The sequence below is a fragment of the Fructilactobacillus ixorae genome (assembly GCF_024029915.1).
GTDB classification, from domain to species: Bacteria; Bacillota; Bacilli; order Lactobacillales; family Lactobacillaceae; genus Fructilactobacillus; species Fructilactobacillus ixorae.
Map to the genome: position 1 here is coordinate 743,024 of NZ_CP097478.1, position 22,684 is coordinate 765,707.

Below are 22,684 nucleotides of genomic sequence, written 5' to 3' on the forward strand. Positions count from 1 at the left end.
GGAGATAGTTAGTTCAATTTTATAATAACTGGGGCGAATTAAAAAGGATTATCTTTCATGAATTAATCGCGCTTAAAAAACTGCTGGTAATTCTGCAGGAGCTTTTCCTTCGTTACGTGGGTATAAATTTGGGTGGTTGCCAGGTTACTGTGGCCGAGCAATTCCTGGACCGTCCGTAAATCTGCCCCGTTATTTAAAAGTTGGGTTGCAAAAGAATGGCGCAACATGTGGGGGTGAATGCTACTATTTAGGCCACTTCTTTGCATGATTTGGGTCAGTGCATATTCAATTCCCCGCGCCGTTAACGGCCGCCCCTGGTAGTCCACTAACAGGGTTTCATGGTGCTGGTGATGCTTTTCCATTAACGTGCGGCGCCCCTGGTCCAGATACGTACTAATGGCGTCATGTGCGTACCGGCCAAACGGGAGGTACCGATCCTTGTCGCCCTTTCCGTGAACTAGCATCATCTGATTTTCTAAGTCCAGTTGCTGTAACTGTAAATTAGCACACTCACTCACCCGAATTCCGGTTCCATACAGCACTTCCAAAATCACGAGGTCCCGTTCAGCTAGTTCCGGCTTCGGATTAGCTTGGGCCGTTTTAAATAGCTGTTCCAGTTCCCGATCGTAAAAAAAGCGTGGTAAATGTTGGTACTGATGCTTGATTTGCACGTACCGAAACGGATTTTCACTGGCAAGTTGGTTGTTGACGAGAAAATTATAAAACGAACTCAGGGCCGAAACCTTGCGAGCAATCGTATTCGTAGCGTCCCCATGGTCATGGAGTTCACTTAAAAAGACCTCCACGTCAAACGGTTCGACCTTGGTCAGCGTCACTTGCGGCCCCGTTGCCTGTAAAAAGTGCTGAAATTGCAATAAATCATCGTGGTAGGCACGGACCGTTAACGGTGAATACTGTCGTTCATTTACTAAATACCGTTCAAATAGGGTTAGCAATTGTTGATCGGTTTGTTTCGTTGCCATCGTCATTCTCCTCATTTTCGAAAAAGACCGTTCGCTTGCGAACGGTCTTTTGGTTACTTAATGATAGTTTCTTCGTAATCACCCTGCGGACAGAGCACCTGCCAGCCCGCGCGCACCTTCTTGTTAACCAAGAAGTGGTGACATTTCGGACAATCACGACCAATTGGCTTGTCCCAGGAGACAAAGTCACACTCTGGATAGCGGGAACAACCATAAAACGTCCGTTTTTTCTTGGTTTTTCGTTCAATCACTTGGCCCTTGTGACACTTCGGACAGGTAACCCCAATCTCTTTAACGATTGTTTGCGTATTGCGACAGTCCGGGAACCGGGAGCAAGCAAAGAACTTCCCGTATTTACCCATCTTTTCGACCATCGGAGCGCCACAAATATCACAGTTAAAGCCCGCTAAGGGTTCTTTAATCTGAACGGCTTCCATTTCTTTTTCGGCATGGGTCACCTCTTTAGAAAATGGTTGGTAGAAATCATTTACGACCGCTACCCATTTCCGTTTGGCTTCTTCAATCTCATCCAGTTGCCCTTCAATGTCCGCTGTAAAGTCAACGTTCACGATGTCTGGGAAGTACTCTTCAATCAGTTTATTGACAATCTCACCCAGTTCCGTTGGCACGAATCGACGGGCTTCAAGCTTCACGTAGTACCGCTTTTGAATCGTCATCAACGTTGGAGCGTACGTAGATGGACGGCCCACTCCGTTTTCTTCCAACGTTTTAATGAGCGCTGCTTCAGTGTACCGTGCGGGTGGTTGCGTGAAGTGTTGATCCGGTTGGTTGCTAACCATCTGAACCGCATCACCAGTTTCTAAGCTTGGGAGGATGTTATCCTTTTCCTTCCCCGCGGCGTAAACCTTTAAGTACCCTTCAAACTTCAGCTTCGAGCCGTTTGCCCGATAACTAACCCCATTTTGGTCAATCGTGACCGTTTGGGTATCCACAACGGCCGGCGTCATCTGACTCGCTACAAAGCGACACCAAATCAGATTATATAACTTATACTGATCTTTAGTTAAATACTTTTCAATGCTCTGCGGCGTCCGTAAGACCGAAGTCGGTCGAACCGCCTCATGGGCATCCTGTGCTCCTTCAGGTAATTTTCCCTTTTGCGGGTGATTTGCAGCATATTTCGCGCCATAATGTTCATGCAAAAAGGCTGCGGCTTCGTGCTTAGCTCCAGAAGAAATTCGCGTTGAATCGGTTCGCATGTAGGTAATTAACCCCTGGCTTCCTTCCTTACCAATGTTAATCCCTTCATAAAGTTGCTGGGCAGCCATCATCGTACGCCCCGTTCGAAACCGGAGTTTTTTATTTGCATCTTGTTGCAGCGTACTCGTCGTAAACGGCCGTGGAGGTTGCCGTTTCTTTTCCCGCTTTTTAACGTCCGCAATGGTAAAATCAGCCTTTGGATCCAGTCGCTTTACAACGGACTGGACAGCTGCGTTATCCTTTAAGTTCGTTTTCTTGCCGTCTAATCCGTAAAAACTAGCCTTAAACTTAGAACGCCCCTTCTTAAAGACCGAATCAATCGTCCAGTATTCTTCTGGTTGGAATTTTTGGATGGCGCGTTCGCGCTGAATGATAATCCAGAGTGCCACTGATTGAACTCGACCGGCACTCAAACCCTTCTTCACTTTTTTCCACAAAATTGGTGAGATTGAATAACCCACCAACCGGTCGATGATTCGCCGGGCTTGTTGGGCGTTAATGAGGTTCATATCAATGGTCCGCGGGTGCTTAAAAGCATCCTTGACCGTTTCTTTAGTAATTTCGTTAAAGGTCACCCGGTTATAGTCATTCACATCTAAATTTAGAATGTGAGCAACGTGCCAGGCAATCGCTTCTCCTTCCCGGTCCGGGTCAGAAGCCAGAAAAACTTCCTTTGCTTTTTTCGCTTCGGACTTGAGGCTTTTGATTGTCTCGCCCTTGCCTCGAATCGAAATGTATTCCGGGGTAAATTCATTTTCAATCTCAATTCCCATTCGACTTTTCGGTAAATCACGAATATGACCCTTGCTGGCAATTACGTTATAGGTCCGCCCGAGATACTTCCCAATCGTTTTCGCCTTGGCTGGTGATTCGACAATCACTAACTTCTTTTTTGGTGTACTACGTTTGCGCTTAGTTGGTTGCTTTTTCGTTGTTGTTTTGGTGGCCATTAAATTCTATCCCTCGTCACTTTTCTACATATATTATGTACGTAATCATCGCAGGTACAGCGCGATGAATTTCTAACAAAGCATATTGCAATTTTTTCTAGGTGTCAAATTAAACCCACTAAAAAGGCTCTTCCAGTAGTGGAAGAGCCTCACTGTAACCAAAGTCTAAACCCGACTGGGCTTATTTATCCAAAAATTTCCAAATCACGCCTCCAAGGAAGGCGGCGACCAGCACGAAGATGAAAATCAATAGTAACATTACATCTGGAATGTACATCCCAAGGGTTACCACGATTCCATAGAATAAGATACTGAAAACTAAAATCACAGCGTCAATAAAACAAACAATCTGACCACAATCGGCCCAAGCAATTTTATAGGCTGGTTTTTTCATTAACCGATCGATCCCCCACAAGAGGGCGGTAATAATCCATAAAATGACGTTGGCAACTGCGAAGAACTCTAATGAGTTAACGCTACTAAGAAAGTTAAACATACTCACTGCTCCTTTATCTATTAGTCCATACTACCTTTTATTATACACGTCTTTTCTAATTTCGTTGCAAGATTTGGTTGCAGATGTGCGCCTAATTCATTACACCAAAACAATTAGATCGCCTTCAAGTCACCGCAACCCGGGTTCTCTACTTCCAAATTCGCATCCACTTTTTGCGTCCCTACATCAAAAACTTTAAAACCGGGCAGCTGGAAGTCGTACGACTAACCACGTCATCACGCACATAAAAATCGGATTCCGACCACCTACGGCAGAAATCCGATTTTTTAATTACTTCAGTTAAATAACGACCCGTCCCAGTAAATCCTGTGTATCAAGACATGGTTGGGCTCCCGCTGCAATCAATTCATTCGCTCATAACGAAAGCTGACTGTTGATGTTGCCGGGGATGGCCAGAACATCCCGATTGGCCTGCAAGGCGAGGCTGGCTGTAATCAAACTACCCGATTTCTGCCGGGCTTCGACCACCAGTAACTTCTGGCAAAGTCCGGCAATAATGCGATTGCGTTCAACAAATTGGTACCGGCGCGGTCCCACGCCTAATGGATACTCGGTAACCACTAACTGGGTGTGCGCCAGGGTGTGCTGTAGCTCACGGTTGGGCGCTGGATAAAAATGATCTAGCCCCGTGCCTAATACTGCGATGGTTCGGCCACGATGAGCCAGGGCCAACTGATGGCCTAACGTATCAACCCCGGTTGCTAGTCCGGAAACAATCACATAGCGCTGCACTACCGGAGCCGTTACCGTCCGTTTTAACGACTTAATCGCATAGACAGAACAATTTCTGGACCCGACAATCCCTAATACTGGGGTTTGTCGGAGTAGATCAAGGTTCCCCGCATAAAAAAGCACCAGGGGTGGTAGAAAAATCTCTCGTAACTGCTGGGGATAGGCGGCGTCTAAAATGGTAATCCAACCACCCGCCTGATTCCGCTGCACTTGTTTGGTTAATGCTGCCGTTAAAAAGTTTTGAACGAACGGCGTCACCTTCAACCGGTGCTCGCGCAACAAAGCAGCCAGTGTTTGTAATAAACCAGCTAAAGAATAGCGTTCAAAATGGGGTTCTTGCTGTAGCCACGTGTAGATTACACTTTCACCTTTAAGCCCAATCCCGGGACACAGTTTGATCCGCAGTAAAAATTCTCGTTTATCCATCGTATTCTCCCTTTTTTAAGAGATACGAAATTAATGGCCTAAATCACGGACGGGCGCAAAACTTTGCCGGTGAAGGGGCGTTGCTCCATACTGGCGTAAAGCTTGGAGATGTTCCTTAGTCCCATACCCATCATTATGAGCAAAGCCATATTCTGGATATTGCTGGTCATATTGAATCATTAAATCATCCCGATAGACCTTGGCCAAGATGCTGGCCGCGGCAATACTAGCCGATTTGGCATCTCCCTTAATTAACTTAGTCTGGGGGATCTCCGTCTCAATTACCATCGCATCAACTAGCAGATGGTCTGGCTGACAGGTTAAGCGTTCAACCGCCTGTTTCATCCCCAATCGACTCGCCTCATAGATGTTAATTCGGTCAATGATGGTGGGACTGACGGTCACGAGACTATATGCAACCGCGGCTTGTTTAATGAGGGGCACGAGACGCCGGCGCTCGTGATCTGATAGCTGCTTGGAATCATTCACGGTTGGCAGATTAAAGGTCGGCGGTAAAATCACCGCCCCCACCACCACCGGTCCGGCAAGCGGGCCCCGTCCCACTTCATCGACTCCAGCTACGTGTGCAATTCCCTGATGCCAGAGCGCACGTTCTTGTTGCAAGCGCCGTTCAAAAGCTTCAAAGCGCTGGCGGTCCCGTTCCAGACGCTTGGTTGTTTGTTGTAACAGGCGTTGTACCCCCTTACGCGGGTCCGTTTGGTAGGCCGTTAGTAGCGGATCAGTCAGACTAGTTACCTGCGCCAATTGAGCGGTTAGTTCTTTAATGTTCATCAGTCACAACGTCCTGGGGCTCATCTAAGGTAAACCGACCTAATTTACCCTTCCGAACATCGGTAATTATGCGGTCCGATGCTCGTTCGTAATCATCCCGCATGCCTAAATTAGCCGTAATCAGCAACAATAATTCCGGAGCGGGTAATTCTAAAGCGCTCGCTTGCAGGCGATAACGTTCCTGCAGGACCGTTGGATTGGTCGTCCGAAAAAACTGGAGTGCAAACAGGGCTACGTCATCGCTATGGTAGGCACTATCCCGAATGGCGCCCGTAAGAGCCAATTCTTCAGCCACCGTTTGGTTCTGAAACTTCGGCCATAAAATTCCTGGGGTGTCTAACAACTCCAGGTGCCCGTTTCCGGTCAACCACTGTTGCCCCTTCGTCACCCCCGGTCGATTCCCAACTGGGGCAGATCGTCTCTGAACTAATTGATTGAGAAGCGTTGATTTCCCGACGTTTGGAACGCCCACGCAAATCGCTTTGATGGTTTGTCGTTCCATGCCACGCTCACTTTGTGCCGCTAATTTAGTCGTCAGGAGGGTCCGCGCGGCGTTTTCAATTTTTTTCTGCACGCCGGTCAATTTGGCATCAACTGCCAGCGCGACCAGACCCTGCGTCCGAAAGAAACGTAACCACTGTTGAGTTAGCTTCGGGTCAGCTAAATCTGCCTTGGTTAAGATCATTAGGCGGGGTTCCCCCTGACTAATTCGACTAACTTCTGGGTTAATGGAGGTAAACGGAATCCGGGCGTCGACCAACTCAAACACCACATCAACTAGTTTAATGTTCGCTTCAAACTGGCGAATGGCCTTGGCCATGTGTCCTGGAAACCATTGAATGTTACTTTGCATGACCGACTCCTTAATCTAGGTAAGCTAAATACTGCTGCCAGGCATCATCAAAAATCGTTAAGGTTGGCAAATACCCCGCATTTTCCTCTAGGTACTTTGAAATTTCATCAAAATTATCGGTGTGCTTTGGAAAACTTTGGTCAAAGAAAGCATTATTTGCAAACTCAGCAAGCGTCGTATGACTGGCTGGATTCCGTTCTGTCATCAAATACTCATAAAAACTTTTTCGCATCTTCATCCTCTTTTCGCTGCCAAATTTCAAAGTGGTGCGGATATTCGGCCGGCGTGGCTCCAGGTCGTTCCTTAACCAACGTGAACTGGTGGTAGTCAATTGGAGGCATCTTAGTATCCCCAGCGACGTCTGCGGCAATAACTGTTCGATACAACCAAGTCACTTCAGGGAGCAATAACCGAAAAATTTGACTGCCCCCAACCACAAAAATCAGCTCATCATCATGCCTTTTTGCATATTGCAAAAAGCTGGCAGGGGTGTGAAAAACTTGTACTTCTGCCGGGAAATTAGTGGCTGGTTGGTGGGTTAACACCAGATTTTGCCGGTGTGGTAACGGTCGCCCAAAACTGGCATAGGTTTTACTTCCCGCTAAAATGGGATGGCCTGTCGTCTGCTCCTTAAAAAAGTGCATGTCATCTGGCAGATGCCACGGTAACGTTCCCTGGTTGCCAATTATTTGGTTTTGGGCCTCCGCCCAAATAAATGCTAACATGCGACTTGCCTCCTAAACGGCCACCGCCCCTTTAATCCGTGGGTGGTGCTGGTAATGTTTAATTTGAATATCATCAATGTCATAGTCAAAAATACTATTTTTAGCCGGATTCAACCACAGGGTGGGCGCTGGATATGGGGTTCGCGCTAACTGGGTCTTGACCTGTTCAATGTGGTTTTGGTAAATATGGGCGTCTCCCAAGGTATGAATAAATTCACCTGGAACTAAGCCACATTCCTTCGCAATCAAACTCGTCAGTAAGGCGTAGCTCGCGATGTTAAACGGAACTCCCAAAAAGATGTCTCCACTGCGTTGGTACAACTGACAACTCAGTTTGCCGTCGTTGACATAAAATTGAAACAGCGTGTGGCACGGTGGTAAAGCCACCTCATCAACGTCCCCCGGATTCCAAGCCGATACAATTAACCGCCGCGAGTTCGGATTGGTTTTAATTTGGTCAATCACCTTTTGGATTTGATCAACGGTTTGGCCATTGGTAGTTTGCCAACTACGCCATTGACTCCCGTAGACCAAGCCCAGGTCGCCGTACCGCGCTGCAAAGTCCGCATCTGCTAAGATTTGTTGACAAAACCACTCTTTTTGCTGCAGATACGCTGCTTTAAACTCCGGATCAGTTTGTGACCGTAAGCCAAAGTCGGTCATGTCCGGTCCCTGGTATTCCGCGGATTCAACCCAGTTTTTAAAGGCCCATTCGTCCCAGATGTGATTATTATGCTGCAGTAAATACCGAATGTTTGTATCACCGCGCAAAAACCACAACAACTCGCTTTTGATTAGCCGAAAGGGAACGCTCTTGGTGGTCAGCAAGGGAAACCCTTCCGCTAGGTTAAAGCGCATTTGATACCCAAAGGTACTTAACGTCCCGGTTCCCGTGCGATCACCCTTCGGTTGTCCGTTTTCGAGCACAAACCGCGCTAACTTCAAATATTGCTCTTCTAACATGCCATTCCTCCATGCCTAGTCTTCATCAACGTACTGACTTAGATATTCCCAGCGGGCGACCAGTTGGTCCCCCTCGGCATTCAAATCGTCTAACTGTCGTTGTAGTTCGGCCAATTTATTGTAATCAGCTGCATGCGCCTGCATTTGGTCTTGCACGGCGCTGATTGCAGCCTCATTGTCAGCTAGTTTTGGGTCCAACTGACCCCACTCCAATTTTTCCGCGTAGGTTAACTTCGTTTTTTCCGCGGGATGCTTCGACGCATTCGGGGATTTTTCTGCCGTTGGCTCAGCTGGATTAGAAGTGCCCTTGGCTTCCTGTTGTTTTGCTAAGTAGCTACTTAAAGACCCCGTGTACCGGTCAATCTGGGCGTTGCCTTTAAACATCAACAATTGATCGGCAACCTTATCCAAAAAGTACCGATCGTGAGACACTGTAATCGTTGTGCCGTTGAAGTTTTCAATGTAATTTTCTAAAACGGTGAGCGTCCCAATGTCCAAGTTGTTCGTGGGTTCATCTAGTAACAGGACGTTTGGTTGTTCCATTAGGAGTTTTAAGAGGTAGAGGCGGCGTTTTTCGCCCCCCGAAAGCTTCCGAATCAAGGTACCGTGAGTAGCTTTGGGAAATAGAAACTGTTCTAGCAAGTTAGTGACACTGATTTGATTGCCGTCCTTATCAATCACTTTTTGCCCTACATTCGTGAGGTAATTGATCACTCGCTGATCATCCGGAATTGGTTCCATTTGCTGGGTATAGTAGCCTAATTTTACCGTCGCTCCCAGTTCAATCATACCGGAATCAAGCGGTAACGTCTTCGCAATCGCATTCAAAAAACTGGATTTTCCAGTCCCGTTTTCCCCGCTGATTCCGAGTCGTTGACCGTTTTGGACAATCAAATTAAAGTCCCGTAAAATCGGATGATCAGCGACGGTGAGATTAACGTCCTTCATTTCAATCACTTTTTTCCCCAGACGCTGTTGGCCCATGCTAATGTTAACGTCGCTTTCCACTGGTGTTCCCTGGTCAACTTCCTGCTTCAGGGCTTGAAAGCGTTCAATCCGTGCGTTTTGCTTGGTCGAGCGAGCTTTGGCACCCGCTTTCATCCACTGCAATTCCTGCTTGTACAGTTGTTGCTGTTTATGCCCTGCTGCTAATTCTTGATCAACCCGTTCGGCTTTCTGCGCCACGTAAGTTTGGTAATTACCGTCGTACTTGTGTAATTTCCCCAACGAAAGTTCCCAAATGTGGTTAGTTACCTGATCTAAGAAGTACCGATCATGAGTAACCACGATTAAAGAACCGTGATACCGGCTCAAATACTGCTCTAGCCAGGCAATCGATTCAAAATCCAAATGATTCGTTGGTTCATCTAATAACAACAAGTTCGGCGATTGAATTAAAACTTGGGCTAGGCCCACGCGCTTCTGCATTCCTCCGGACATCGTCTGAATCGTTTGGTGTAAATCAGTGATTTTAAGTTGGGTTAAAATCGTCTTGACCTGGCTCTCTGCCGTCCACGCATCCAGTTCATTCATCTTTGCTTCCGCGGCAAGGTAAGCCCGTTCGGCATCGGCAGATTCGGGATGGGCGGAATAAGCCGCCAGGGTGTCTTCATAGCGCCGAATCACCCGGAAAATCGGTTGATTGCCGGAAAAAACCGCTTCTAACACCGTTTTATCACCCGGCAAGTCCGGCTGCTGTTTTAAATACCCAATTGTATAGGTTTTGGAAGTAACAATCTCGCCCGTTACGTCATGATCAACCTGCGCAATCGCATTTAAGAGTGAGGATTTCCCACTCCCATTAGTTCCAATTAACCCAATTCGATCATGCTCATTGATGATAAAATTCAAGTCCTGAAAGAGGGTTTTCTCTCCGTACGTTTTGGTTAAATGTTCGGCTCGTAACGTTTCTACCATGCTTTTTTTGCCTCACTTTGTTGGTTAGCAGCCGCCAACAACTGCTTTGTCTCGTTTGCAATCGTCCCAGCCACCACTTGATGTTCTAACGAATTTAACAGGTGCCCTAACGCCGGACCGGGCTTAATTCCGGATTGAATTAACTGGTTTCCATTAATGGCCAGGTCGTGCTTACTGTGAATGGGAAGTTCTTGATAACGCTGTTGTAATGCGGTGGTTTGATCCGGATGACCGAGTGCAACGGCTACTTGCGCCGCATCCGTTAACCTAACAGCGCCTGTTTGGTACAACTGCCAGTTGGTTAAGTGCTGCTCTAAGAGCGCGTGAACGGCAGCGGTCACCTTCGTCACCGCCAGCGTCAGTTGCTTGGAACTCTTCCAGGCGTGTAAGGCACTTTGAATTTGGGGGGCTTCCCATCCCAAGTTAACCGCTAGCCAACTCCAAACTTGCGTTTCATTTGCCAGTTGCTGCGCCAGCGGACGATTAACGACCTCCGTGAGTTGCTTACCAAATTGGTTTAACACGGGTAGATAGTCTAACAAGTGGGTCGTCAACATCTGCTGTAGACCCCGTAATGGAGCTAGACCCAGTAACATTTTGACAAATTCCACGTGAATTCGTTCGATTGCAATTTTGGCTAGTAGCGCCCGGTTGGTTTGAATGGCCGCTAGGGTAACCGGCTCAATCGTAAAATCTAACTGACTTCCAAACCGGACCGCTCGCATCATCCGCAGTGCATCTTCCCGAAACCGGTGGTCTGGATCCCCAACGGCACGAATAATGTGAGCTTGAAGGTCGGAAAGGCCGTGAAACAGGTCAATCACTTCTCCATTTTCCCGCATCGCAAGGGCGTTGACCGTAAAGTCACGCCGCATTAAATCGGCCTGTAAGGAGCGCACAAATGTGACCTGATCAGGCCGGCGATAATCCTGATACCCTGATTCCGTTCGAAACGTGGTAATTTCAAAACTATGGCGATGATAGCGAACCGTTACAGTGCCGTGCTCAATTCCGGTATCAATGGTGCAAGCAAAGAGTTGCTTTACTTCGGCCGGATAAGCCGAGGTGGCTAAATCTACGTCGTGAATGGGCAGGTGTAACAACGTATCCCGGACGCTGCCCCCCACAAAGTACGCTTCATAGCCATGTTGTTCGATTACTTGTAATACTCGTTGGGCGTCCACAAAGGCCGCCGGTAGGTTTTCAATGCGCACCAGTTGCTCCCTCTTTCTCATCTTTGGTTCAATTATACCAACAAATTTTACCTTACTGGGCTAAATCGAACAATTAAACAAAGAAACCCACCACCACTGTGATGAGTTTCTGAACTTAAAATTGGTCTTCGAGGTCTTCTAACATGTAAATCATTTCATCATCGTTCGGAGCTAATTTTACGTAGCGTTGCAATAACGGTAGCGTTGCTTGAACCTGCCCCGCCGCTCGTAAACAAAGAATATATTCCTTCAAAAAGTCAGGGTCGTCCTGAAAACTCGGATAGGCAGCTTGGTATTGGTGAAGCGCCTCATCTAGATGATCTAAACGCGAATTGGCGAGCGCTAAATCCCACTCCAACTGGGCATCCGTTTCATGATCAGTTTGGTAAGGTGTCAATAAGTCCACTACGGCCTGGTTTTGATCGGACTGTAAGTAAGCTGCTGCTAACTGGGTTACGACCGCTAATTGATCTGGATTAGTTTGGTGCGCCTTTTGCAGATACTCCAGCGACTGCGCTGGTTGCCCCTGCTTCGCTGCTAGACTGGCGGCGTTCAGGTATAAGGAAACGTTGTACTCGTCAATGCCGAGTCCTTCTTGGTAAGTTCGAAGGGCGGCTTCTGGCTGTTGCTCTGCTGCTAGTGCCTGGCCTAAGTACAAATAGAGCGAGCTATACTGGGGATCAACTGCCCGTAATTGTTCCAATTGTTCGATCGCTTTTTTAAAGTCCCCAAGTTGGAAATAGGTAAACCCGGTTTCAAACTGGACGTCTGGAGACATCGCACCAGGTTCAATTTGTTCTAAGTAGCCAATCGCGTTTTCAAAATTACCCACGTTGGCATAGGCCACCCCAATTCGTTCCACTAAATTAACGTTGGAGAGGTTGAGGTCCCCCTCCTTAATCAAAGCTAGGTACAAGGGAATCGCCTCGGCGTATTTCCCTTCTGAGAAATACAGTTCTGCCAGGGCGAATTTAACCACTGGTTCATCCGGAGCAAGTTGCAGGGCTTCCTTTAACTTCTGCTCGCTAACCACCGTTAGGCCCTGGGTTTGGTATAAATCAGCCTGGCCTAACAGGGAATTTAAATAAAACTCGGAGTCTGGCTGAATCTGGTGAAGATAATCTAGAGCCGCGTCGGTTTCATCCTGAGTGATGAGAATATCAGCAATATAAGTTCGAAGTTGATCTTCAGCTGGATATTGTGCTAACAACTGACGGTAAAGCTGTAGCGCATCATCGGCAAAGCCGAGCGCATAAAGCTCTTCTGCTAATGAAAACAATAGTTCACTATCATCGTGCTCCTTCGCCAGGCTTAAATTTTTTTGATAACTATCTAAATCGTTATTTTGTAAGGCAGTTAGTGCTTGTTCTGAATAACGCATCGTCAACCTCTCTTTTCCAACAAAAAAAGCCAGTTCGCACATGCGAACCGACTCCCGTTAAATAACTAATTATTTAACAGCATCCTTTAAAGCTTTACCAGGTTTAAAGGCAGGTACTTTACTTGCAGGGATTTCAATTTCCTTACCAGTTTGTGGGTTCCGTCCTTTACGTGCAGCACGTTCACGAACTTCAAAACTACCAAAACCGATTAATTGAACACGTTCACCTTTTGCAAGTTGTGCTTGGATTGCATCAAAAACAGCGTCCATTGCTGCCGTAGCATCCTTTTTAGTTAACCCAGCTGCTTGCGCAACATCGTCTACTAATTCTGCTTTGTTGGCCATGAGTGATTCACCTCCTGAAAAGATGTTTGAATTCAAACATCGACTTCTAAGCGCTCTCATCCAAATCAGAACGCCAGATGATACAAAACAAGCATCATCTCGTATTTAAAGATAGCACACGGAAACGCCGATTGCAACGCCATTTTAATACATTCTTAAGAGTTTTAGTAAAATCAACCCTTATTTCCGACTACGGGCAATAATGTGAATTGGCGTTCCGGTGAAGTCAAAATTCTTCCGAATCTGGTTTTCTAAGTACCGCTTATACGAAAAATGGAGAAGTTCCGGGTCGTTCACAAAAATAACGATCGTGGGCGGAGCAACCGCCACCTGGGTCGCGTAGTAGATCCGGAGCTTCCGGGTCTTGATCGTGGGCGTGGGGGTCATTGCCACGGCGTCCAAAATAACTTCGTTTAGAGTTGACGAACTAATCCGTTTTTCGTGGTTATCATTAACGCGTTCAATCAAAGCTGGTAACTGCTGTAACCGTTGCTTGGTTTTAGCCGAAACAAAGATAATCGGAGCATAGTCCAAATACTTAAATTCCATGCGAATCTGGGCCTCAAACTGTTGTTGCGTGTAATTATCCTTCTTTAAGGTGTCCCACTTGTTCACCACGATAATAATTCCCTTGCCGGCCTCATGGGCATAACCCGCCACGCGCTTATCCTGCTCCCGGATGCCTTCTTCAGCGTTTAATACAACCAGCACCACGTTACTATCGTCAATGGCCTTCATTGCTCGCATCACACTGTATTTTTCCGTCTTTTCGTAGACCTTGCCCCGTTTTCGAATTCCCGCGGTGTCAACGATCGTAAATTCCTGCCCATCGTGTACAAATTTGGTGTCAATCGCGTCCCTAGTCGTTCCGGCCACCTCTGAGACAATCACCCGCTGATCGCCTAAAATCGCGTTCACTAGGGATGATTTACCGACGTTAGGCCGTCCAATTAAACTAAAGCGAATACTGTCGTCAGGAGCTGGATCTGGAACTTCAGGAAAGTTTTTGATGACTTCATCAAGCAAATCGCCGAGGCCGAGGCCGTGTGCTCCAGAAATGGGATAGGGATCGCCAAATCCCAGTGCATAAAAATCATACACGTCGGCCCGACTTTCAAAGTTATCAATTTTATTGACCGCTACCACCACCGGTTTGTCGGCCTTGTACAGAAGTTGTGCCACCCGTTCGTCAGCATCGGTAATCCCCTGGCGACCGTTAACCATAAAAATAATCACGTCTGCTTCATCAATTGCGACCTCCGCTTGAGCCGTAATTTGTTGGATAAACGGCTGGTCGGAAACTTCAATTCCACCTGTATCAATTAAGTTAAAGTTATGACCCAGCCACTCCCCGTGGGCATAAATCCGGTCACGGGTGACCCCCGGCGTGTCCTCTACGATTGAAATTCGTTCCCCAGCAATGCGATTAAAAATCGTCGATTTCCCTACGTTCGGGCGCCCGACAATTGCTACCGTTGGATCTGCCATGTTCATTCCTCCTTGAAACTAAAAAAATCCTCCATTCTAACAAATGAAGGATTTTTTTAGTTAATTAGTCTTGCGAATTAATGTCTTCACCTAAAATATCACCTAAAGTAAAACCACTTTCTTCTTCAGGAGCATTTGCAGTTGAGTTATCATCAACATTCCGCTTTGGAGCTTGCTTTGCTTCTTCAGCAGGAGCTTCTTCTAAAGCCTTCATTGATAATGCTAACCGGTGTTCTTCTGGATCGATGGAAAGCACCTTCACCTTAATGTCATCGCCAGACTTCAACACGTCACTTGGTTTATCAATGTGTTTGTGTGAAATTTGGGAAATGTGGACTAGTCCTTCCACGCCAGGAAAGACCTCAACAAAGGCACCAAAGTCAACTAACCGTTTAACTTTTCCGTCTAAGACACTGCCAACGGCAGCTTTTTCTTCGATATCATCCCAAGGACCAGGTTGTAATTGTTTGATGGAAAGCGAAATCCGGTCACGTTCTGGATCAACTGATAAGACCTTAACTTTAACCTTTTCGCCGACTTCTAAGACATCAGCGGCCTTGCTAACGTGGTCGTAGGAGATTTCAGAGATGTGTACTAAACCGTCCATCCCACCAAGGTCAATAAAGGCCCCGAAGTTCGTTAAGCGCGCTACTGTTCCTTCAATCACGTCACCCGGTTTAATGGAACTCATAATCTTTTCACGAGCAGCAGCCCGGTCTTTTTCAGCGATTGCCCGGTGAGAAAGAATTAAACGGTTTTCTTCCGGAACCACTTCGATGATCTTAACTTCTAACTCTTGACCCTTGTATTGATTCAAATCACTAACGAAGTGATCCGTAATCATGGAAGCTGGGATAAAGCCACGAACTCCATCAGCGTTAACAACTAACCCACCCTTAACGGGCCGAGTAACCTTAACCGTGATGGTTTCGTCTTTTTCAGCTTTGTCTTTGATTTCATCCCAAACCTTCAAAGCTTCTAACCGGCGGATCGACAACAAGTAACTACCGTTTTCCTTGTCATCACCAATTTTAGAAACCACAACTACTTTGACTTGATCGCCAACCTTGTAGTTGTTGGCAATGTTTTCATCAGGATCACCAGAAACTTCGCGACGAGGAATAACTCCTTCCACTCCGGCTCCTTCGATTCCAACCATTAGTTGTTGATCGTTATCAACGGCTAAAATTTCACCATCAACGACGTCTCCAACGTTTACCTGCTTGATATTATCAAGCGCATCTAACAACTGTTTGTTTTCATTTTCACTCATCAAACATTTCCTCCTTGAAACTACTCTATCATCATTCTATCTTAATTGATGAGAGAATACCAGCAAAACATCACGAACCACACTTATTTTTGAGTGCGGTCTTGTTTTTGCCGGATCAAGTCGGCAATTCGCTCCACCACTTCAGCAATTGACAGCGCGGTTGTATCAATCTCAGTGGCGTCGGGGGCTTTTCGTAAGGGCGATACGGCCCGGTGAGAATCTTTGTAGTCTCGTTCCGCAATTTCTTGCTGCAACGTTTTTAAACTAGTAGTAATCCCCTTGGCCTGATTTTCTAAATACCGCCGTTCGGCGCGTTCTTTGACACTGGCAACTAGAAAAACTTTGACGGCTGCGTGTGGTAAAACGGTCGTGCCGATGTCTCGGCCATCCATTACAATTCCCCCCGCTTTGGCGAGTTCTTGCTGTCGCTTCACTAATGCGGCTCGAATGGCTGGTAAAGCAGAAACCGTCGAAACATGGTTAGTAACCGTTTCAGACCGGATTTCTTCCGTCACCTCGTCCTGATTCGCAAATACGTGTTGCACCGGATCTCCTGGGGTAAAGGTGATCTTGGTTTGCTGCAAAACCGCCAGTACTTCAGCCTCATTCGTCAAATCCACGTGCGCCTGTAAGGCCCGCAGGGTCACCGTCCGATACATTGCTCCGGTATCGACATACACGTACGCAAACTTACGTGCAACAATTTTAGCAACGGTACTTTTTCCAGCCGAGGCTGGACCATCAATGGCAACTTGTAATCCTTGTGGCTGCATTCCTCATCAATCCTTATCTGATTCGTAATTTTTGACCGGGAACAATCACACTTTGGGAGGTCAACCCATTCAACCGTTCCAGTTCTTGCATGCTAATTCCGGCATTTTTAGCTACCCGGTAAATTCCTTCATGCTGCTGAACAACAACGTAGTCTTTAGGCGCTGCCTGGTTGTTTGCTTGCGACTGCTGACTCGTTGTGGTCGTTGCTGAATTAGCTGGTTCAGAACTATTCGCGGTAGTTGCTGCCGCTGGTTGATTGTTTTGAGCAGTCTGATTATCAGCCTCAGCAGCATTAGCATTACTTGAGGTCGGGTCCCCAGTTTGGTCGGCCTGATCAGCAGTGGAATCAGTTTGCTTGGTAGCTGATTTTTTCGCCGGTTTGGATTGCTTTTTAGCTGCTTGCTTGTGCTTAGCCGGTTTCGTTTGCTTTTCGGTAGCTGGCTTAGCGGAGCTATTCAAATCGCCCTGCTTTGACATCCCAAAGGCTAACGCAAACAACGCGATTAACACAACTACAGAAGCCAAAATAGTCACAATCACCTTAATGTTCCCCTGCTTTTTACGGCGCGCCATCCGTGACGAAGCGGGCATGGCTTTTTGGTTCGTACTCGTTTGACTTGGTTTCCCATCAAAAGATTGATCCCATGGTTCTTGCGGTTTTTCTTGCTTATCCAATTAAAATGCCTCCCTTTCTTGAATGTCTTAATTATATCATGTTATTTAAGCCTTAAAATAATTCCGCGATAATTTGCCGCCAATCCCGAAATTTAACGGCCACGGGTGCTGTGGGCGCTAATCCTAACTGGTCAACCGTCCAGTCCGGTTGCTCATTATCACAACACCAGGTTATGTCAGCGGTTTTGGTACTAGAAAAACGACTGAGCAATGCCGTGCGCCGACACTCGGTGGTCAGTGCATACCGCACCACCAGTAAAATGGCCTGTTCCTTGCGCTTTCGTTCCGCTTGAAAGACCTGTAACAGCGTCGTCCGGTCAACGTTGTGATCCTGATAATACTGCAACAACCGCCGAACCTGGTCATTCAAAGTAGCGGATTGATGCTGTTCAAACAATTCCAACTCATGTTCCGTTGGAATGCTCCGTTGCACGAGCGTTAAGCTTAACTGTTCGTCACCGGGAACGTAGAGGAGTAAAGCAAGGCTCTGGTGTTCATCCCGACCAGCTCGTCCAATTTCTTGCATGTAACTTTCTAAATCCTGGGGTAAGTGGTAATGAACTACAAACCGGATGTTAGCTTTATCAATCCCCATTCCAAACGCAGAAGTGGCACAAATTAGTTGGAGCTCGTCATCCATAAACTGGTGTTGAATCGTGAAGCGCGCCGCGGTATCTAAATCGGCGTGATAGGCCGCCACCCGCAGATCCGTTTCTGCCTGGAGTTTTGCGGTCATTTGATTGGCAACCTTTTTGCTGGAAAAATAAATAATCCCCGGCCCGGTAATCTGTTGCACGAATTTCACCAGATAATCCTGCTTAGCGGTTTCCGTTGCCAGCGTTTGTTCCGCTAGAAAAATGTTTGACCGGTCAACGTTCCAGACCAGCTTTTGCACAGCTGGGGCCTGTAATTTCTTGATGATATCATCCTGAACTCGTTGTGACGCCGTCGCGGTCAATAACAAGAGCTGTGGCGTTCCTAACGCCCGCCAGTATTTGCCAAGGTCTAAATAATCGGGGCGAAAATCAACCGCCCACTGAGAAATACAGTGAGCTTCATCAATCACAAAGAGGCCAATGTCTAACTGCTGGAGTGCGCGAAGCACCGTTTGATTGGCCAACATTTCAGGAGAAATGAAGATAAACCGGTACTGCGAAAGGTCCGCGAGCGTTTGTTGCCGTTCTGCCCAACTTTGCTGGGAATTAAGGGCTACCACCCGTTTTTCACCCCCATACTGCATCCGCTCTACTTGATCGGTCATGAGCGATAATAAGGGCGAAACAATAATCACGGGGCGGTCAAGCAATGCGCCGTACAACTGGTAAATCAAGGTTTTGCCCGCTCCCGTTGGCAAAACGGCCAGTACCGATTGCCGGTGCTGTAACCGTTCGAGCGTCTCTCGCTGACCGGGACGAAAGCGGGAAAACCCAAATTTATTCTGTAACAGTTGCGTTAGCTGATCCATGACCTGCTTCCTTTCGGGCTAACTTCGTTAACCAAATCTGAATTAACCGAAATTGAAAAAAGGATAATCCGCCCGCTTGCTCGGACTGAAACTGCCAGTCATCCACGTTATTTCCATCCTGCTTAACCAACCGCTGCACTTCTTTGGGACTCACAAAGTCAGAATACGGAAACTGGGCAAGGGGCACATAGATGGCGGTTTCTAATAAATGCTCGTCTACGGTTGACGACTTAATGTGTTGTTGCGCTGCGACCCGCTTTACATCGTGCCAGGTTTGATAAAGCTGTAACGTCTGGCGTGCCTTTTTCGTAATCAAATCCTTTTGCAGTCCTTGACTAAGTGGCGCCAGGGTCCCGGCCGGCTGGTTTCGATTCCAACGAACCAGTTGAGCCAATGCAGCTAGCTCAATAAAAGCGACTGCCAGTGGATTTAACCGGAGTGCTTGGGCAATTTGCTCCCGCGTCCACCCGTTATTGTGATAGCCAACTAGTTCATGGCTCACGACTTGGGCTGCTGGCGTTGGTAACGTAGCTAAAAAAGCCGTTAAATCGGCCTGAAACTGCGCCAATCGTTTTGTGTGAACTAATTGAAAAAAATAATTCTTAACCCAGACCCGTTCCCGCATTGGGGTCCGCACCGCAAAATAATGGTTTTCATGATGATCAAATTCAGAAATTACCTGGGTTAATAATAATAACCGGCTCTTGAGCCGCTGTAAATCAGTGGTTTGAAATTCTGCTTGCCACTGCAAAGGAAGGTGCTGGAAAAGCGCTTGTTGTTGGTTTAACCCAGCTGTCGTTAGGTAGTCCTGTTCGTGATCAACGGCCACCAGTTGCTGGTGCCGCAAACTAGCAAAGGGTAACTCTTGGATTGCGAGATAGCGCCCAATCCCTAGCATCCCCAGCCACTGATAGCGAAAGCCCCAGTAGAGGGTCGCAACGGTCCGTTTACCCCGGACTAAATTAGTTAACGACCGGGGGCGCCGGGGTTGCTTTTTAGCTAACAGCACCAGGGCCAGTGCTTGCTCAATTGTCAGCATTAGCGGTGCGCAATCCAATGACGAAAACGTCCATAAATTAATACGAGGAGGGTTCCATCGAGGACTCCCTTAATCAGATTGAACGGAATGACCCCAATTAAAATCAACTTGGGCAGTGAAATAGACAGCTGAAAGCCAGCCACATGCAGATAAACTGGCATCAGGATAAAGTAGTTTAACAATCCCATTCCCAGCGCGAGTACCACGGCACTAATGGCAATGGCTGCCACCGTCTTGTACTTACCCGAAAAGAGCCAGCTCTTTAACCAAGTAAAACTAACAATGAGGAGCAAGGACGCCACTAAGGAACCCATTAACCCCACCAGTTCAATGACAGAAAAACCCATGGTCATCCAGTATAAAAACAGCTTGAGCAGGGTAATTTCTACGGCCCCGACCGGTCCTAATAACAGCAGTCCCAGTAAAATGGGCACGTCGGCAAAGTCTAACTTTAAAAAGGGCACGTAGGGCAAAATTGGAAACGAAACAAACATTAATAAGTAGGCAATCGCACTGAGCATGGCAATTGCTACCATTCGCTTTAATTCTTGATTATTAGTTTTCATTCCGACTTCCTCCTTCAGTAAGTTCAAATAAGTTCCGTAGCTCCCGTTTATTCAGGGGCCGCCACTGACCCGGCTCCAAATCAGCTAACTTCAGTTCTGCAAAGGCAATCCGTTTCAGTTTTTCAACAGGATGACCAATGGCTTGAAACATGTTTTTGACCTCATGGTTCCGGCCCTCATGAATGGTAACCTCAATCACAGCATTTTGCCCCGTTGCACCCGCTTTCTTAACCAAGCGGACTTCAGCCGGCGCACTTTGGTGGCTGGCATCAAGTTTGACTCCGGATCGTAAGCGGTCAAAATCAGTCGCATCCGGGATCCCAGTCACCTTGGCAACGTACGTTTTGGGAATTTCATGTTTCGGATGCGTTAAGCGATAATCCAGTTCCCCGTCGTTTGTAAGTAATAATGCTCCGGTTGTATCGTAATCTAGTCGACCAACCGGATAAATCCGTTCTGAAACTTGATGGTTAAAGTAATCTAACACGGTTTTGCGGTGTTTTTCATCAGCAGCCGACGTAATCACTCCCCGGGGCTTATTCAGCAAAAAGTAGACTAACGCTTCCTGATGAATCGGCTTATGGTCAACCTCAATGCGGTCAGTTGGTTCAACTTTTTGCCCGAGGGTGGTTACGACCTGACCGTTCACCCGCACGTGGCCCGTTTGAATTAGTTGTTCGCTGGCGCGTCGAGAAGCCACTCCCGCATGGGCCATTACTTTTTGTAATCGTTCACTCATTCCTGATCTCCTTTATCGGTATCTTTCTGGTACATCCCCGCCTCAGGAGTCGGTTCACTCTCCGGTAGCGAAGGCAATTGCTGCAGGGTTTGCAACCCAAACGCCTGTAAAAATAAATCGGTGGTTTGATATAAATTAGGTTGTCCGGGTTCATCGGCTTGCCCACTAACGATAATCAACCCTAAACTCTGTAAATTACGTAACGAGACCACGCTATTGACCCCCCGAATTTCATCCACCTGCACCCGGGTAATGGGTTGCTGGTAAGCAACGATTGTGAGGGTTTCTAGCATAGCGGGGGTCAATAACGATTCCGGTTGATCGGTCAATTGTTGCACCACATCAGCGTAGTCTGGTTTCGTTCCTAACCAGACTAATTCTCCAGTTTGGTAAAGCATGACGCCATGGTCATCGGTTGCCATGGTCTGTGCGAGTTGCACCACGTTTTCGCGCACGACCGCCATCGAAAGTCCCGTTAGTTCGGCTAATTTACTAATTTTAATTCCCGCCCCACCAGCGGCATAAATCAGGGCCTCTAATTTTCCTCTAATGCTCATCGCGTGCGTTGTCACCTTCAATCATAATTTCATTGCGCCCCACCGGTTGCGTGACCCGCACTAACTGCCGTTTAACCAACGTTAACAACGCCAAAAAGTCGGTCACCACTTCTTCTAACCCCGCCGTGGGCGCATATAACTCGGAAAAGGCTAGCCGCCGGTTGCTCGTCTGGTTAAGCCGGGTCACAATCTGAGCGGCCTGGGTAGAAATCCTAAACTGCCACTCTTCAATTTGATTGACCGGACCCACGGCCGTTCGGCGGTGCCGGTGCCAAATTCGCTGCCAAGTTCCCACTAAGCTGGCCACTTCAAATTCGTTCGGTTGAATTTCAACGTCATTGGTACTCTGGACCGCTGGAACTGAATAAATGCGGTGCCGGTGTTGTTCACGCTGGTGAAGCGTGTGCGCGGCCTTTTGATAGCGTCGGTATTCTAACAACTGGTTGACCAGATCCTCTCGCGGATCTTCCTCTGGTTCGCCATCATCAATCTCTTCTGCTAGCAACCATTGCGATTTAATTCGCATCAGATTGGCCGCCATGACAAAAAACGAACCGGCAATTTCTAACTGCATCTGCTTCATTTGTTGCAGATATTGAAAGTACTGGTTGGTGATGTCTTTAATGTTAATGTCATAAATATCCATTTGAGCTTCTTTGATCAAATGTAGTAACAGCTCAAGCGGGCCATCAAAATCTGTCAAATGCAGTTTTAAAGTGTCCTTACTCATTTGTCGTGCGCTCCCACCGGGTAATTACTTCCTGGTTTTGGAGGGTTCCAATCACCGGCTGATTCGGATATAACTCACGAATGTTATCTAAGATCCGAAAAACGTTGAAATAAGTCTCCGCATCCGGGGTTAGAATAATCTTTCGTACCAACAAACAGTGGTGAGTAACCTCCACTCCAATCACCCCCGCCCAGTTATCAAACTGATCCTTCCACAGGTAAAGAGCTCGCTTCTTGCTGTCTGCGTACCATGCAAGCTCCTCTGGAAGGTAGTGCACCTGTTCGGTCCGCCGGGTTAACGTTAAAATGCCTAGAATCACTTTTTCATGTTCTGGGCGATATTTATATAGCATTGCGACC

At 47.2% G+C, this 22,684-nt stretch carries 24 protein-coding genes; all 24 read right to left on the reverse strand.

Annotated features, from left to right (window positions below; genetic code table 11):
• Window positions 1-62 precede the first annotated feature (62 nt).
• Window positions 63-983, reverse strand: coding sequence for a tyrosine recombinase XerC (locus tag M8332_RS03630; protein ID WP_252779482.1), 921 nt, complete (start codon window positions 981-983; stop codon window positions 63-65).
• Window positions 984-1,036: 53 nt separating this feature from the next.
• Window positions 1,037-3,154, reverse strand: a complete 2,118-nt coding sequence (gene topA / locus M8332_RS03635) for a type I DNA topoisomerase (protein ID WP_252779483.1) — start codon at window positions 3,152-3,154, stop codon at window positions 1,037-1,039.
• Window positions 3,155-3,335: 181 nt separating this feature from the next.
• Window positions 3,336-3,650, reverse strand: a complete 315-nt coding sequence (locus M8332_RS03640) for a hypothetical protein (protein ID WP_252779484.1) — start codon at window positions 3,648-3,650, stop codon at window positions 3,336-3,338.
• A 375-nt stretch (window positions 3,651-4,025) separates the two neighbouring features.
• Window positions 4,026-4,829 carry a DNA-processing protein DprA gene (gene dprA / locus M8332_RS03645; protein ID WP_353937844.1) on the reverse strand — a complete coding sequence of 268 codons (804 nt, stop codon included), beginning with the start codon at window positions 4,827-4,829 and terminating at the stop codon, window positions 4,026-4,028.
• A 30-nt stretch (window positions 4,830-4,859) separates the two neighbouring features.
• Window positions 4,860-5,621: a ribonuclease HII gene (gene rnhB / locus M8332_RS03650; protein WP_252779485.1), complete on the reverse strand. Its 762-nt coding sequence runs from the start codon at window positions 5,619-5,621 to the stop codon at window positions 4,860-4,862.
• Window positions 5,611-6,474, reverse strand: coding sequence for a ribosome biogenesis GTPase YlqF (ylqF, locus tag M8332_RS03655; RefSeq protein WP_252779486.1), 864 nt, complete (start codon window positions 6,472-6,474; stop codon window positions 5,611-5,613). Before ylqF ends, rnhB begins: the two co-directional genes overlap by 11 nt.
• A gap of 10 nt (window positions 6,475-6,484) precedes the next feature.
• A complete protein-coding gene (locus tag M8332_RS03660; RefSeq protein WP_252779487.1) occupies window positions 6,485-6,706 on the reverse strand; it encodes a YozE family protein in 222 nt (73 codons plus the stop codon).
• A complete protein-coding gene (locus tag M8332_RS03665) occupies window positions 6,687-7,199 on the reverse strand; it encodes a dihydrofolate reductase (RefSeq protein ID WP_252779488.1) in 513 nt (170 codons plus the stop codon). The genes M8332_RS03660 and M8332_RS03665 overlap by 20 nt, the downstream gene beginning before the upstream one ends.
• A 12-nt stretch (window positions 7,200-7,211) precedes the next feature.
• Window positions 7,212-8,162, reverse strand: coding sequence for a thymidylate synthase (locus tag M8332_RS03670; protein WP_252779489.1), 951 nt, complete (start codon window positions 8,160-8,162; stop codon window positions 7,212-7,214).
• Window positions 8,163-8,177: 15 nt separating this feature from the next.
• Complete coding sequence (locus M8332_RS03675) at window positions 8,178-10,079, reverse strand: ABC-F family ATP-binding cassette domain-containing protein (RefSeq protein WP_252779490.1); 1,902 nt, start codon at window positions 10,077-10,079, stop codon at window positions 8,178-8,180.
• On the reverse strand, window positions 10,073-11,314 hold the full coding sequence (locus M8332_RS03680; protein ID WP_353937845.1) for a CCA tRNA nucleotidyltransferase: 1,242 nt from the start codon (window positions 11,312-11,314) through the stop codon (window positions 10,073-10,075). The genes M8332_RS03675 and M8332_RS03680 overlap by 7 nt, the downstream gene beginning before the upstream one ends.
• 94 nt (window positions 11,315-11,408) lie before the next feature.
• A complete protein-coding gene (locus M8332_RS03685) occupies window positions 11,409-12,674 on the reverse strand; it encodes a tetratricopeptide repeat protein (protein WP_252779492.1) in 1,266 nt (421 codons plus the stop codon).
• 69 nt (window positions 12,675-12,743) lie between these two features.
• Complete coding sequence (locus tag M8332_RS03690) at window positions 12,744-13,019, reverse strand: HU family DNA-binding protein (RefSeq protein WP_252750266.1); 276 nt, start codon at window positions 13,017-13,019, stop codon at window positions 12,744-12,746.
• 180 nt (window positions 13,020-13,199) lie between these two features.
• Window positions 13,200-14,507: a ribosome biogenesis GTPase Der gene (gene der / locus M8332_RS03695; RefSeq protein ID WP_252779493.1), complete on the reverse strand. Its 1,308-nt coding sequence runs from the start codon at window positions 14,505-14,507 to the stop codon at window positions 13,200-13,202.
• Between the two features lie 64 nt (window positions 14,508-14,571).
• Window positions 14,572-15,780 (reverse strand): 30S ribosomal protein S1, encoded by a 1,209-nt coding sequence (gene rpsA / locus M8332_RS03700; protein WP_252779495.1) that lies wholly within the window; start codon window positions 15,778-15,780, stop codon window positions 14,572-14,574.
• Window positions 15,781-15,863: 83 nt separating this feature from the next.
• Window positions 15,864-16,553: a (d)CMP kinase gene (cmk, locus tag M8332_RS03705; RefSeq protein WP_252779497.1), complete on the reverse strand. Its 690-nt coding sequence runs from the start codon at window positions 16,551-16,553 to the stop codon at window positions 15,864-15,866.
• A gap of 13 nt (window positions 16,554-16,566) precedes the next feature.
• Window positions 16,567-17,229 carry a LysM peptidoglycan-binding domain-containing protein gene (locus tag M8332_RS03710; RefSeq protein WP_252779499.1) on the reverse strand — a complete coding sequence of 221 codons (663 nt, stop codon included), beginning with the start codon at window positions 17,227-17,229 and terminating at the stop codon, window positions 16,567-16,569.
• A gap of 52 nt (window positions 17,230-17,281) precedes the next feature.
• On the reverse strand, window positions 17,282-18,694 hold the full coding sequence (locus tag M8332_RS03715) for a RecQ family ATP-dependent DNA helicase (RefSeq protein WP_252779501.1): 1,413 nt from the start codon (window positions 18,692-18,694) through the stop codon (window positions 17,282-17,284).
• Window positions 18,663-19,733 carry a helix-turn-helix domain-containing protein gene (locus M8332_RS03720; protein WP_252779502.1) on the reverse strand — a complete coding sequence of 357 codons (1,071 nt, stop codon included), beginning with the start codon at window positions 19,731-19,733 and terminating at the stop codon, window positions 18,663-18,665. The genes M8332_RS03715 and M8332_RS03720 overlap by 32 nt, the downstream gene beginning before the upstream one ends.
• Entirely contained in the window at window positions 19,733-20,299 is a 567-nt protein-coding gene (locus tag M8332_RS03725; RefSeq protein WP_252779504.1) for an ECF transporter S component, read from the reverse strand. Before M8332_RS03725 ends, M8332_RS03720 begins: the two co-directional genes overlap by 1 nt.
• Window positions 20,289-21,038, reverse strand: a complete 750-nt coding sequence (locus tag M8332_RS03730) for a pseudouridine synthase (protein ID WP_252779506.1) — start codon at window positions 21,036-21,038, stop codon at window positions 20,289-20,291. Before M8332_RS03730 ends, M8332_RS03725 begins: the two co-directional genes overlap by 11 nt.
• Window positions 21,035-21,595 carry an SMC-Scp complex subunit ScpB gene (gene scpB, locus M8332_RS03735; protein WP_252779507.1) on the reverse strand — a complete coding sequence of 187 codons (561 nt, stop codon included), beginning with the start codon at window positions 21,593-21,595 and terminating at the stop codon, window positions 21,035-21,037. Before scpB ends, M8332_RS03730 begins: the two co-directional genes overlap by 4 nt.
• The gene (locus M8332_RS03740) at window positions 21,585-22,325 is read right to left on the reverse strand and encodes a segregation and condensation protein A (protein WP_252779509.1); all 741 of its coding nucleotides are present in this window, start codon (window positions 22,323-22,325) and stop codon (window positions 21,585-21,587) included. The genes scpB and M8332_RS03740 overlap by 11 nt, the downstream gene beginning before the upstream one ends.
• The gene (locus tag M8332_RS03745) at window positions 22,318-22,677 is read right to left on the reverse strand and encodes a riboflavin biosynthesis protein RibT (RefSeq protein ID WP_252779510.1); all 360 of its coding nucleotides are present in this window, start codon (window positions 22,675-22,677) and stop codon (window positions 22,318-22,320) included. Before M8332_RS03745 ends, M8332_RS03740 begins: the two co-directional genes overlap by 8 nt.
• Window positions 22,678-22,684: the final 7 nt, after the last annotated feature.